Source organism: Paenibacillus crassostreae, assembly GCF_001857945.1.
In the GTDB taxonomy this organism is placed as follows: Bacteria; Bacillota; Bacilli; order Paenibacillales; family Paenibacillaceae; genus Paenibacillus_AQ; species Paenibacillus_AQ crassostreae.
In genome coordinates, this window is sequence record NZ_CP017770.1 from 3,801,748 (window position 1) to 3,815,132 (window position 13,385).

At 39.0% G+C, this 13,385-nt stretch carries 11 protein-coding genes; 8 read left to right on the plus strand and 3 right to left on the minus strand.

Annotated elements, in window-relative coordinates:
- Position 1: 1 nt before the first annotated feature.
- The 3 genes from qoxC to qoxA form a co-directional block, all read right to left on the minus strand.
- Positions 2 to 598, minus strand: coding sequence for a cytochrome aa3 quinol oxidase subunit III (qoxC, locus tag LPB68_RS17515; RefSeq protein ID WP_068656560.1), 597 nt, complete (start codon positions 596 to 598; stop codon positions 2 to 4).
- Complete coding sequence (gene qoxB, locus LPB68_RS17520; protein ID WP_068656558.1) at positions 595 to 2,538, minus strand: cytochrome aa3 quinol oxidase subunit I; 1,944 nt, start codon at positions 2,536 to 2,538, stop codon at positions 595 to 597. The genes qoxC and qoxB overlap by 4 nt, the downstream gene beginning before the upstream one ends.
- 67 nt (positions 2,539 to 2,605) lie before the next feature.
- On the minus strand, positions 2,606 to 3,643 hold the full coding sequence (qoxA, locus tag LPB68_RS17525; protein ID WP_068656556.1) for a cytochrome aa3 quinol oxidase subunit II: 1,038 nt from the start codon (positions 3,641 to 3,643) through the stop codon (positions 2,606 to 2,608).
- 399 nt (positions 3,644 to 4,042) lie between these two features.
- Here qoxA and LPB68_RS17530 point away from each other — a divergent pair, with 399 nt between their 5' ends.
- The 8 genes from LPB68_RS17530 to LPB68_RS17560 all read left to right on the plus strand — a co-directional run bounded on the left by LPB68_RS17530 (position 4,043) and on the right by LPB68_RS17560 (position 13,356).
- Positions 4,043 to 5,785 (plus strand): ABC transporter ATP-binding protein, encoded by a 1,743-nt coding sequence (locus LPB68_RS17530; protein ID WP_068656554.1) that lies wholly within the window; start codon positions 4,043 to 4,045, stop codon positions 5,783 to 5,785.
- Positions 5,766 to 7,589: an ABC transporter ATP-binding protein gene (locus LPB68_RS17535; protein WP_068656552.1), complete on the plus strand. Its 1,824-nt coding sequence runs from the start codon at positions 5,766 to 5,768 to the stop codon at positions 7,587 to 7,589. Before LPB68_RS17530 ends, LPB68_RS17535 begins: the two co-directional genes overlap by 20 nt.
- A gap of 141 nt (positions 7,590 to 7,730) precedes the next feature.
- A complete protein-coding gene (sda, locus tag LPB68_RS22410; RefSeq protein ID WP_082865627.1) occupies positions 7,731 to 7,898 on the plus strand; it encodes a sporulation histidine kinase inhibitor Sda in 168 nt (55 codons plus the stop codon).
- A gap of 204 nt (positions 7,899 to 8,102) precedes the next feature.
- Positions 8,103 to 8,876, plus strand: a complete 774-nt coding sequence (locus LPB68_RS17540; RefSeq protein ID WP_068656550.1) for an amino acid ABC transporter substrate-binding protein — start codon at positions 8,103 to 8,105, stop codon at positions 8,874 to 8,876.
- A gap of 93 nt (positions 8,877 to 8,969) precedes the next feature.
- Entirely contained in the window at positions 8,970 to 9,629 is a 660-nt protein-coding gene (locus LPB68_RS17545; RefSeq protein WP_068656548.1) for an amino acid ABC transporter permease, read from the plus strand.
- Positions 9,630 to 9,644: 15 nt separating this feature from the next.
- Positions 9,645 to 10,400 carry an amino acid ABC transporter ATP-binding protein gene (locus tag LPB68_RS17550; protein WP_068656546.1) on the plus strand — a complete coding sequence of 252 codons (756 nt, stop codon included), beginning with the start codon at positions 9,645 to 9,647 and terminating at the stop codon, positions 10,398 to 10,400.
- 137 nt (positions 10,401 to 10,537) lie between these two features.
- On the plus strand, positions 10,538 to 12,640 hold the full coding sequence (locus tag LPB68_RS17555) for a glycoside hydrolase family 36 protein (RefSeq protein WP_332455167.1): 2,103 nt from the start codon (positions 10,538 to 10,540) through the stop codon (positions 12,638 to 12,640).
- Between the two features lie 35 nt (positions 12,641 to 12,675).
- Positions 12,676 to 13,356, plus strand: a complete 681-nt coding sequence (locus tag LPB68_RS17560) for an HAD family hydrolase (protein ID WP_068656544.1) — start codon at positions 12,676 to 12,678, stop codon at positions 13,354 to 13,356.
- Positions 13,357 to 13,385: the final 29 nt, after the last annotated feature.

A 13,385-nucleotide genomic window follows, 5' to 3' on the forward strand; every position in this document is an offset into this window, starting at 1 on the left:
GTCACATCAGTCCTTTCAAGTAAACGAAGCTAAAGATAAAGATCCAAACGACGTCTAGGAAATGCCAGTAAAGAGAGAATATAAAGGACTTGTTAGTAGTAGCTAACGTTAAGCCCTGTCTCTTGACTTGAATTAATATTGCTATTCCCCACAACAGACCAAATCCTACGTGAGCACCATGCGTTCCTAATAACACGAATAATGCGGATACGAATGCGCTAGTCGATAAAGTGGCACCTTCATGTACATAGGTAAAGAATTCTGAAATTTCTATACCTAGGAAACCTAGACCCATGATTAATGTCAGAATCATAAAGACCATCATCGGTTTCTTCAAACCAAGTCGCATACTGTGTATCGCAAGACCTATGGTAAAGCTACTTGTAAGGAGCAAGAACGTCTCGACCAATACGCCTGAGAGTTCGAATATTTCAGGACCACTGGGACCTGCTGCAAATCGATTAACCAATACTAAATAGACAGTAAATAGGGTGGCGAATAGAGCAATTTCAGCACCTAAAAATATCCAAAATCCGAATATTTTGTTGCTGTTTTCTTCTGATCCGTACTCAAGCGGTTTAGTAGCATCTATGTTCATAGTGTTTCACCCCGCAATTTCTTTTCTGTCTCCATAATTTCTTTAACGGAAACGGTTATCCCATGATCGCGATCGAAGGACATCGTTGCCATAACGATAATGATTCCAATTCCTGCTATGATGGCTGGAATAAACCAACTAAACACCATTGCGAATCCAAAGGCGAAGAAAATTGCCCCAAGAATAATAGGTTTCCCAGTATTACTTGGTAGATGGATCGGTTTGATTTCTTCATCAAAAATGGAAATATTGTCATGCTTAGCAGCCCATAATGCATCTCTCGTTTTCACATTCGGAGTGACAGCGAAATTGTATGCAGGAATCGGACTGCTTGTTGCCCATTCCAACGTACGTGCATCCCATGGATCTCCATTCGTTTCACGAGGGCTGTAACGAATACTATAATAAATATTATATACAAGGATAGCGAATCCAATGGCAAGCCCTAAAGCACCAACAAATGATAACATGTTGAGCGGACCGAAGCCTGTTTCTTCCGAGTACGTGTACATCCGGCGAGTCATCCCTTTTAGACCAAGGAAGAACAGTGGGAAGAATGTCACGTTGAAGGAAATAGCGATCCACCAGAATGCGTGTTTTCCAAGACGATCGTTCAGCTTGAAGCCGAATACTTTCGGGAACCAATAATGGAAGCCCGCAATAACGGCAAAGACTGTACCTGGTATTAGAACGTAGTGGAAATGGGCTACCAAGAACATTGTATTATGGTATTGGTAATCGGCACTGGCCATTGCTAGCATGACACCAGTCACACCACCGATGGTAAAGATCGGAATAAATGCTAATGAATATAGCATTGGTGTTGTAAAGCTGATCTTTCCTTTTCGCATGGTGAATAACCAGTTAAAGATTTTGACTCCTGTAGGAACTGATATTGCCATAGTTGTTATGGAGAAGAATCCATTAACCATAGCTCCTTGACCCATCGTATAGAAGTGATGCGCCCATACTAAGAAGGACAAGAGTGAGATAATGACCATACTCCATACCATGGATGAATATCCGTATAAGTTCTTCTTCGAGAATGTTGAGATAATCTCACTGTATATCCCGAATGCAGGAAGAATAACGATATATACTTCAGGATGTCCCCATACCCAGAAAAGGTTGGCCCATAACATATCCATCCCACCATTGGCCATGGTGAAGAATTGGGAGCCAAATATTCGGTCAAACATCATCAGAGCAAGTGCTATCGTTAATACGGGGAAAGCAAAAGTAATAATGACGCTAGTAATGAGAGAAGACCATGTAAACATCGGCATACGCATAAGCTTCATACCAGGTGCACGCATCTTCAGGATCGTAACAATAAAGTTAATCCCTGTTAATAATGTACCGATACCAGAAATCTGTAATGCAAGAGAATAATAGTTATTCCCTACCGTAGGGCTAAATTCTATACTGGCTAATGGGAAATAAGCTGTCCAACCTGCGTCGGGTGAACCTCCGATAACAAACGAAAGGTTCAATAACATAGCCCCAAAGAAGAATAACCAGAAGCTAATGGCATTCAAACGGGGGAATGCTACATCTCTTGCACCAATCTGTAGTGGAACAACGACGTTCATTATACCAATGATAAAAGGCATAGCCATAAATAAAATCATGACCAAACCATGAGTCGTAAAGACTTCATTGTAGTGCTGTGAGTCTAGAAAAGTATTTTCTGGAACAGCGGTCTGAAACCGCATCATGATGGCATCTACACCACCACGGAACAACATGATCAGAGCGGATAAAATGTACATGACTCCGATGCGCTTGTGGTCAACGGTAGTTAGCCATTCACGCCAAAGGTAACCCCACTTCTTGAAGTAGGTTAGTCCAACGATAATCGCAATGGTAGCGAGAACTATGCTTGCCATCGCGCCATAAATCATCGGTTCACCTGTTACGAAAAATTCGTCCCATTTCATTAGGATTTGACTCCTTTCAGTGTGTGTTTATAACATATTTGTTGGACTTTAGTTGTAGATTATCTGTCTAATGTCCTTCATGGTTGGTATGATCTGTGTGTTCGATATCACCGCTACTGTCCTCAGCTGGAGATTGAGGTAATGGTTCATTTGGATCAACATTGGGTACGGAATCGAACTCAGTTTCTTCGGGACTAGTAGGAGGTGTTGGATGCTCTTCCTTGTTCTCCTGATGTTCAACATTTCCATTCTCCATGTCGGTGTGATACATATGATCCGCATGATCTCCAGGGGCAGGGCTAAATGATAAATGGTTTGTAGAGAAAGATTCGCGTCCTACGTGAGCTGTAGCTAAAAGACTTGTGAATTTTTCCTCATCTAATGCTGGAGCAGTTGTTTTGACTTCATCAACCCATTCAGTAAATTGTTCTGAAGACATAGCTAGTGTTTCGAATTCCATGTGTGCAGAACCCTCACCACTGAAATTCGTATTTCTACCTAAGTAAGAGCCTGGTACATCTGCAACCAAATTCAACTTATTAATCATGTCACTCATCGCATATTTTTGACCAGCTAACTGAGGAACCCAGAAGCTTGTAATAGGCCCAAATGAGTACAAGCGTAATTCGATAGGTCGATGAGTTGGGATGTTTAGGTAATTGACCGTTTCAATCCCCTCTTCAGGATAGCTGAAATGCCATTTCCAATTGGAGGATGCTGCATAGATAACTAATGGTTTTTGATTTTCATAACCTTTTGGAACATTCTCGACGGATATTGTTGATTTCACGGTTACTACCGAGAGTACAGTTACAATGATAATCGGAATAGTGATCCATATTACTTCAAGCCATTTATTACCTTCCTCATGTGGTGGTATATAGTCATCTTTCGAATTCTTAGCTCTATATTTCGACAGAATCACAATAAATAGGACATAGACAACGAGCAATATCCCAATCATTACTGCAATAGAGAAAAGAATCGTACTGGATAACGTTCTGGCAGCAGGTCCCTTTGGATCAAATACCGCTATTGAACTACAACCAGACAAAAGTAAGACAAGGCTCGAGAATAGTACAAATAATAACCCTCTTTTTTTCATGATAAACTCCTTCCTTATGAGCTACTAATCACTAATTTTCTTAATGCGCTAAAGACTATTGTAGAAATACTAACATTATATTGCAAAAGGAATATAGTCCTTTAATTGCCAGTTTATTGCTTAATAATGTCTAAATATCATACAAATTGTGATTAAATTGTTACAACACAACAATGATATGACTTTAATCACTGTCATTACGCCATTTGTGTAGAGTTCATATAATGTTCATTTGTTGCGAAAGTTACTCAATTCGTCACAATTTTGTAGGCTCGTCGGATACGAGGGTATAGCGAATAGAATTCCCAAACAGTGCTGTAGATATTTGTTATAATTAGAGCCAATCTAGATCAGACTTTTCTTCACTAAAAGTTGGATCCATAAGTTGGAGGTACAATAATGCTTACGTGTATTTCTTTTTTGAAAAAATATAAAGTTGCGACTTATGCTTCTATCGTCATGATGTTAATTGAACTTATGGTTGAATTGATGCAACCTTTCATCATATCCAAAATGATCGATGATGGAATTAGACAAGGAGAACTCCGGGTTGTATTGATGTGGGGAGGAATCTTAGTTGTAATGGCGTTATTAGCTTTAACCAGCGGATTGTTAAGTTCTTTTTTCGCTTCCCACGTAAGTCAAAGCTTTGCATTTGATCTGAGGGAAAAGGTATATGCACAGATACAATCTTATAGTCTAGCAGTATTTGATCGATTTGCTTCATCTTCTTTGATTACAAGATTGACCAATGATGTGACACAGCTTCAAAATACCATATTTATGGGTCTTAGAATTATGATGCGTGCCCCATTACTTGTTGTTGGAAGTGTTATCATGGCATTCGTTGTATATCCAAAGCTAGCGGTGCTGTTAATTTTGACTGTTCCAATATTGCTGATTTTCTTATTCTGGGTAATGAAAAAAGCAGGTAGGCTATTTAGGAATGTCCAAATGAGCCTTGATGCTGTAAATAGTGTTATTCAAGAAAATTTGATTGGTATGAGATTGATTAGAGTATTTGGACGAATGAGACATGAAGTTATTCGCTTTTCAAACACAAGCAAAGAATTAATGGAGCGCACCATTTCGGTTTTGCGATTAACGGAACTTACAATGCCTTTTATTTTACTAATTATGAATGCTGGAATAATAGCGGTTTTGTGGTTTGGACAGATCGAGATTGATACGGGAGATGCAACAATTGGAGAGGTCGTTGCTGTGGTAAATTATTCGATGCGTACAACAGGGGCTTTATCTGTGTTCTCAATGATTGTTGTTAATTTTTCAAGAGCGCGAGCATCAGCTCAACGGATTGCCGAGGTTATTGAAACAAAGAGTGATCTCTTGGATGTAGTTGATGGTAAAGACAATAAGCATGCCTTATTGGGGAATATTAAGTTTGATTCAGTATCGTTTCGGTATCCTGGGTCAAAATCTCCTATACTTCAGAACATTTCGTTTGAGGCAAACGAGGGAAATACGATTGCAATCATGGGGATGACAGGATCCGGAAAATCATCATTGCTAGGACTTATACTTAGACTTTATGAACAGGACGAAGGAAGGATTATAATCGATGGTAAGGACTTACATACAATTGAAATAGAACATCTACGGGGCGAAATTGGTTATGTTCCACAAGAAGTGATGCTCTTCGCAGGTACAATACATGACAATATAGCTTGGGGGAAATTAAATGCCTCTCGTGAAGAAATTAGAGACGCAGCAAAATTAGCTCAGATACATGATAGCATCATAGAACTTCCATTGGGGTACGATACGATGTTAGGGCAGAAAGGGATAAATCTATCAGGAGGACAGAAACAGCGTCTGACCATTGCACGGGCTTTGGTTAGACAACCAAAGATATTATTGCTTGATGATAGTACTAGTGCATTAGATGTTCGAACAGAGGCTGCACTTCTGGAAGATTTGAAGAAGGTGTCGTGTACAACATTTATCATTACTCAGAAGGTAAGAGCTGCTATTGGAGCGGATCTTATACTCTTGTTAGATGATGGGCATTTAATTGCACAAGGAAGTCACGACGAATTACTTACAGTCAGTGATCTTTATCAGGATATCTATGCATCACAAATTGGAGAGGAGGGCATATCTCATGTGGAAAGAGTTAAGTGAACCCTTTGGTTATCCTCGACCACTGACAGATCGAACACTCCTTGGGGATAAACATCTTCATTCAAAAAAACGAAATATACCGAAAGCAAAAGATATCTCTGGTACGCTAAAGAGATTATGGAATTACCTTTCTCAGCGTAAAACAAGGATTATCATGGTTCTTGCTATGGTATTCATTAGTTCTACTCTAACTTTATTGGGACCTTATATGATTGGTGTCGCCATCGATACATTTATTGAGAGTCCTGTAGACCGAACATGGGTGTATTTTCTTATCGCATTGGGTGTAGTCTATTTGCTACACTCAACAACGCTCTGGTTACAAAATATTTGGATGATAAAAATTGCCCAGGAAACCGTATTTCGTATGAGAGTGGATTTATTTCAACATTTACATAGGCTATCTATTCCATTCTTTGGGAAACGCCAACAGGGCGAATTGATGAGTAGATTAACAAATGATATTGATAATGTTAGCTCAACGCTGAATAGTTCTGTTATTCAAATTTTCTCGAGTGTATTAACATTAGTTGGAACAGTGGTAATTATGTTATCTCTTAGCCCATTATTGACATTGCTTACTTTCATCGTTGTTCCATTAATGGTGTTAGGGATGCGTGCGATTACTCGGCGAACGGGTCCCTTATTCAGAGAACAGCAGCGTAACTTAGGTGAATTGAATGGATTTATTGAAGAGACGCTTTCTGGTCAACGTATCATTAAGTCCTTCTCTCAAGAACAAAGAGTTATGAATCAATTGAGGGTACACAATGAGAAGATAAGACAATCTGGGTTCTGGTCACAGAGTATATCTGGATTTATTCCGAAACTGATGAATACACTGAATAATTTAAGCTTCGCCCTAATTGCTGGAGTGGGTGGAATTCTTGTGATTCGAGGGGAAATCTCGATTGGTGTGATTATCATATTCATTGAGTATGCTAGACAATTCACTAGACCACTCAATGATTTGGCCAATCAATGGAATACGATGTTGTCAGCCATAGCAGGGGCAGAGCGTGTATTTGAGATTCTTGATGAGGAAGAAGAAACAAATGATGAGACTAATTCAACCACATTAGAACAGGTAAAAGGTGATGTTCAATTCACTAACGTTTCCTTTGCATATGACCAAGGGAATGAAACATTAAAAAATGTGAGTTTCTCTGCGCAGCAAGGAGAGATGATCGCGTTGGTTGGACCGACGGGAGCGGGGAAAACATCATTAATCCAGTTACTTGCGAGATTCTATGATCCCAACCATGGGGAAATCACCATTGATGGACATGATATTAGTACAATTCGACGAGAGAGTTTACGATCTCACATGGCATTTGTATTACAGGATTCTTTTCTATTTGAAGGGACTATTCGCGATAATATTCGTTATGGAAAGCTTACTGCAAGTGATAATGAGGTTGTAGAAGCGGCAAAGCTTGCTAATGCACACTACTTTATTGAACGTATGGATGGTGGTTATGATAAGATTCTTATGCCTGAAGGGGCAGGAATTAGTCAGGGGCAGAAACAACTCATATCTATTGCTCGAGCTATCCTCGCAGATCCTTCGATTCTAGTCTTAGATGAGGCAACTAGTAGTATTGATACAGTAACAGAGATAAAGATACAAGAAGGACTTCATCGATTGATGGAAGGGCGAACAAGCTTTGTCATTGCACATCGATTAAACACCATTCGTAAAGCGGATCAGATATTAGTATTAAAGAATGGACGATTAATAGAATGGGGAACGCATGAAACGTTGATCGAGACGGGTGGATTTTACAAAAGTCTCAATATATAAAAACAAAAAAAACATACACATTATGCTAGTAATGTAAAGATAAATTCAACAGAGGAATAACGGGAGACATTTTGATTCGAACATGGTAACCTTTCACAAGTCTATTAAATATTCATTACAACAAATCCTGTGGAGGGTAGCATGAGTCATATCTTCTCGTCATCACATCCGTCAGTTATAGAAATGATTAATGATGAAGAATTATTAAACATATATCAACTAGCGAAAGAAGCAAGTACTTCAGATGATTTCATTGAAATTCTTGAGGAAGTTATGGAAAAAAGGAATCTAATCCATTTCTATAAATGAGGTCACAGTACACCTCTTAATAGTTCCATACAAATAACCACCTACATAAGGTGGTTATTTAGCGTTATAACTCTTCACATATCCGTTACAAATTTATAATGTTTTCTCTCGAAATAGGGACTTTATTATGGTATTATAATAGTCTGATAACGTATTAATGAACTAAAGCGAAAAGACAGAGGCTATTATTACGGGGGGAAACACATGAAGAAGATATCAATAGTTGCCATCTTACTAGGAATGGTTATGATGGTTGTGGCTGGGTGTTCGGGTTCGAATAATAAAGATGGCAATACAGTGGTCATTGGGATTGATGATAAGTTTGCACCAATGGGCTTCAGAGATGATAATAATGAGCTTGTTGGGTTCGATATCGATTATGCTAAGGCAACGATTGAGAAGATGGGTAAAGAGGTTTCATTTCAACCTATTGATTGGTCTTCAAAAGAATCCGAGCTTAACAGTGGTCGAATTGACCTGATTTGGAATGGTTATACAATTACAGATGAACGAAAAGGAAAAGTGCTGTTCAGTAAGCCATACCTAGAGAATAGTCAGGTAGCGGTTGTCCTAGCAACGTCTGAATATAGTGTGCTTAATGATTTAGCTGATAAGAATCTTGGACTTCAATCTCTCTCATCAGCAGCTGATGCATTAAATGCCAATCCTGTGAAAGATATTATTAAAGGTGTAACTGAATACTCAGATAATGTTATGGCACTTAGTGACCTGAAATCAGGTCGTACAGATGCGGTAATCATTGATGAGGTAGTAGCAAATTATTACATGGCTTTGGAAGAAGGAAGCTTCAAATTGTTAAATGAATCCCTCGCACCTGAACAATACGGAATTGGTGTCAAACAAGGGAATGAGGAATTATTGAATGATTTGCAAGCTGCATTAGATGAATTGAACATAGACGGAACGGCTTCAGAGATTTCAGTTAAGTGGTTTGGAGAAGATAAGGTACTGAAATAAGTGACCTATTAAACCATAGGATTAACAATAATATGTAGAAAACCGGAGAGTAATAATGATTCCGGTTTTCTTTACTTAGGAGACGACTATGAAATGAGCTTGGATTATTTAATAAGTATTACGAAACCCATGCTGGAAGGAGCTCAGACAACCCTTGTTCTCTTCGTGCTATCCATCATTCTGTCTATACCCCTAGGATTTATGATTACACTAATGGCTAGGAGCCGTTTAATACCGATCGTATGGATAGCGAATACTTATGTATATGTCGTGAGGGGCACTCCCTTACTGTTACAATTGCTATTCTTTTGTTTTGGCCTTCCCACCCTTCCTATCATTGGGGAATATCTAGTATTCGATCGATTCGTAGCAGCCAGCCTTGCATTTGTATTGAATTATGCGGCTTATTTCGCAGAAATATTTAGAGGTGGACTTCTCTCAATTGATAAGGGACAGCATGAGGCTGCACAAGTACTCGGCTTAAGTAAATGGCAGACCATGAGAAAAGTGATTATACCTCAGATGATTCGTGTAGCGCTACCAGCTATAGCGAATGAATCTATTACCTTAGTGAAAGATACAGCGCTCCTATATGCTGTTGCAGTACCAGAATTACTACATTACGCGAAGACTGCAGTGAATAGAGATTTTACCATCATGCCTTTTTTTGTAGCGGGTGTGATCTATCTAATCATGACATTAGTGCTAACACTCTTCTTTAAGGCGATAGAGAAACGATATAAATTTGAATAAAAGGAATGTCGAGATATGACAAGTATGATAGAAGTATTGAATTTGAAAAAGTCATTTGGTAGCCTGGATGTCCTAGAAAAGGTTAGCTTTTCAGTTAATCTAGGAGAAGTAGTAGCTGTTATTGGCCCATCTGGATCAGGGAAGAGTACGATGTTACGAAGTTTAGTCCATCTTGAAGAGATTACTGGTGGTAGTATCCGTATAGAAGGTGAGTCACTTGTTGAGGACGGGGAATATCCAAGTGCTGCGAGAATCAGAGTTATCACATCAGGTATGGGGATGGTATTCCAGAATTTTAATCTATTTCCTCATTTAACTGTTCAGGATAATCTAGAACTAGCTCCAAAAGCTCTAAAAAAGATTAATCTTGCTGAAATTCGTCTTAGGAGTACGGAATTATTGAAGAAGGTAGGCCTTTCTGACAAGGCTGATGTCTATCCGGCCAATCTTTCGGGAGGTCAAAAGCAAAGGGTGGCCATAGCCAGAGCTTTGATGATGAATCCTAAGATCCTTTTGTTTGATGAACCGACATCAGCATTAGACCCAGAACTAACGGGTGAGGTGTTACGTGTTATTCAACAACTTGCAGAAGAAAAAATGACGATGATTATTGTGACTCATGAAATGAATTTCGCCAGAGATGTGGCAGATCGGGTGATCTTTATGGATAAAGGTGAGATCGCTGAAATGGGTACGCCTGAACAAATTTTTGAGAATCCTCAACTAGAGCGCACCAAGTCATTTCTTAATCATATTAGTAGTAATAATTAGGATAGTGTACTACTATCAAATGATATAAATAGGGAAAGCCATTTTCTGAATGGCTTTCCCTATTTTGCTTGGAAGGTTGCTTGAAGGTATGATATGTTCAGATAAGAATAAGAATATATCCATCAAGAGGAGTGTGTATGATGACTCAGTATATTGAGATTACAGAGAATGGATTACATCTTGTTGTTTCTATCGAAGATGATTTGGATGTGTTATTACTACATCTTGGAGTAAAGCCATTTCAATTGGAAAGTGTGCAAGAACACCAAAGAAAAGGATTCAGACTTCTAGAAATTCAATGTTCTGGAGAGGATCGTGATGAATACCATGGAAGAAGTCATCGTGCATCATATCCTGGATTGAGAATGAAGTACAAGACACATCAGGACTATCGGAATGGGCTGGGTAGAAAGATTGAAATTACTCTGATTGATCATATGACTCAACTTGTAGCTATTTCACATATGCAGTTCTACAATGAAATATCCCTTATTCGTAGCTGGACTGTTCTCGAGAATCAAGGGGACAAGGAATTAAATGTTGAATATGTGTCATCTTTCACATTAACAGGGCTAGCGAAGGAAGGACAAATGGATCGTGATGAAAAGATCGAATGTTGGATTCCGCATAATGGATGGCAAAGCGAATTACAATGGCGTAAATATACATTGCCGGAACTGGGATTATCACATGTAACAGATCGTTCTTCCAAGCGGATCTCATGTAGTAATACAGGTTCGTGGTCGGCCAGTGAACATATACCGATGGGGTATTTGGAGAATAAAGAAGAGAAGACTAACTACTTCTGGCAAATAGAACATAATGGTTCATGGCATTGGGAGATTATTGATCAGTATGATCACTTAAGTATTCTAATTAGTGGGCCAACAGAGCATGATAATCACTGGATGAAGACATTGCACCCGAATGAACAGTTCCAATCTGTCCCTATAGCTTTTGGATCATCTTCAGGGGGATTCGAGAAGGCGATTGGGCAATTAACGGCATATCGTAGAGTTATACGTCGCCCTAATACGGATAATCGTGAATTGAAGGTTATTTTTAACGATTACATGAACTGCCTTTGGGGAAATCCAACGACGGAGAAACTGATACCTTTGATTGATGCGGCAGCTGAAGTAGGATGTGAATATTTCTGTATCGATTGTGGTTGGTATTCGGAAGGGCAATGGTGGGATGGAGTAGGGGAGTGGCTACCTTCATCCGTACGATTCCCAGAAGGAATTAAATTTGTACTCGACTATATACGAAGCAAGGGTATGACCCCAGGATTGTGGTTAGAGATTGAGGTAATAGGGATTAATAGTCCCAAGCTTAAGGATACAAATGATGACTGGTTCTTTATGCGACATGGGAAACTTGTGAAGGATCGCAGTCGGTATCATCTTGATTTCCGAAATGACCAAGTTATATCGCATGCAAATGAAGTGATTGATAGATTAGTGGAAGAGTACGGGGTAGGTTATATTAAGATGGATTATAATATCAATGCAGGCATAGGGACGGAAAAAAATGCAGATAGCTTTGGTGATGGGTTACTTCAGCATAATCGTGCTTATCTTCGTTGGCTTGATGAAATATTTAATAAATATCCTGAACTTGTGATTGAAAACTGCTCCAGTGGGGGTATGCGAATAGATTATGCGATGCTTAGTCGCCATAGTATACAATCTACAAGTGATCAGGAGAACTATGTGAAGTATGCAGCAATAGCGGCAAGTTCGCCGTCCGCATTGACACCTGAGCAATCTGCAATCTGGTCCTACCCTTTGACTGAAGGTGATGACGAAGAAGTTATCTTTAATATGGTCAATGCGATGCTGCTTCGTGTGCATCAAAGTGGACATCTTGCTGAGTTGAGTGCTAATCGCAAACAACTGGTGAAAGAAGCGCTTGATTATTATAAATCAATGAGACACGACATTGCCAATGGACTCCCTTTCTGGCCATTAGGATTACCGACTCAACAGGATCCGTGGATAAGTTATGGTATACACCATGAAGAAAGGCATTATTTAGCTGTTTGGAGACTCGAGAATTCGAATGAGACTCAATTGATTCCACTACCTGTATTAGCTGGCAAAGAAGTGTCGGTTAAATGTGTCTACCCACAGCAGAATCAACCTACATGGACATGGGATCAGGAATCGGGTGAATTAACAGTTGGATTTTCTAATCCTGTAACCGCGCGGTTGTTTGAAATTATAGAAAAAATCTAAATTTATTATAAAATTATTTATACTGGAGGAATACAATGATAAAGGCGTTGATTTTTGATCTGGATGGAACGATTATTGATACAGAAACAGCTTGGTTTGTTTCCTTTCGTCAGGCATACGAAAAATATGGAGTCAATTTGACTTTAGATTTGTACTCCCAATGTATCGGAACAAATCTAAATAACTTTGATCCTTATGAATATTTAATCACAGAGATGAAGCTTCCAATTGATCGGAAACAATTCCGACAATCGATAAAGTTACGATACTCTCAGTTAATGGAGAAAGAGAAAGTCCGTCTTGGTATCTTAGAATATCTTGAAGCTGCTAGAACTTCCGGAATTAAAATAGGTCTCGCTTCAAGTTCTTCGCGAGAATGGGTGGATAAATATTTAGATCAATTAGGAATTCGCCATTATTTCGAGTGTATTCGAACATCGGATGATGTGGAGAATGTGAAACCTGATCCTGAGTTGTATTTGCAGACATTGGAATGTCTGGGTGTTAAGGCTGAAGAGGCAATTGCAATTGAAGATTCACCGAACGGATCCCTTGCGGCAGCGGCTGCTGGGATGCATTGTATTGTCACACCGAATGAAATAACGAAATCACTTGAATTTGACCCAGCTTTTTATAGAGTGGATAACCTTATTGATATTGATTTTGGGATATTAATAAGCGAGTTGTTTACTAAGAAAACAGATTTGAAAGCTTAATATTAAGTTCAATTATAGTGATTGAGATA

Excerpts from the sequence above, each read along its gene's own strand:
- sda (WP_082865627.1), top strand. The coding sequence starts at position 7,731 with ATGAGTCATATCTTCTCGTCATCACATCCGTCAGTTATAGAAATGATT.
- LPB68_RS17530 (WP_068656554.1), top strand. The coding sequence starts at position 4,043 with ATGCTTACGTGTATTTCTTTTTTGAAAAAATATAAAGTTGCGACTTAT.
- LPB68_RS17560 (WP_068656544.1), top strand. The coding sequence starts at position 12,676 with ATGATAAAGGCGTTGATTTTTGATCTGGATGGAACGATTATTGATACA.
- qoxA (WP_068656556.1), bottom strand. The coding sequence starts at position 3,643 with ATGAAAAAAAGAGGGTTATTATTTGTACTATTCTCGAGCCTTGTCTTA.
- qoxB (WP_068656558.1), bottom strand. The coding sequence starts at position 2,538 with ATGAAATGGGACGAATTTTTCGTAACAGGTGAACCGATGATTTATGGC.
- LPB68_RS17545 (WP_068656548.1), top strand. The coding sequence starts at position 8,970 with ATGAGCTTGGATTATTTAATAAGTATTACGAAACCCATGCTGGAAGGA.
- LPB68_RS17535 (WP_068656552.1), top strand. The coding sequence starts at position 5,766 with ATGTGGAAAGAGTTAAGTGAACCCTTTGGTTATCCTCGACCACTGACA.
- LPB68_RS17540 (WP_068656550.1), top strand. The coding sequence starts at position 8,103 with ATGAAGAAGATATCAATAGTTGCCATCTTACTAGGAATGGTTATGATG.
- LPB68_RS17555 (WP_332455167.1), top strand. The coding sequence starts at position 10,538 with ATGATGACTCAGTATATTGAGATTACAGAGAATGGATTACATCTTGTT.
- qoxC (WP_068656560.1), bottom strand. The coding sequence starts at position 598 with ATGAACATAGATGCTACTAAACCGCTTGAGTACGGATCAGAAGAAAAC.
- LPB68_RS17550 (WP_068656546.1), top strand. The coding sequence starts at position 9,645 with ATGACAAGTATGATAGAAGTATTGAATTTGAAAAAGTCATTTGGTAGC.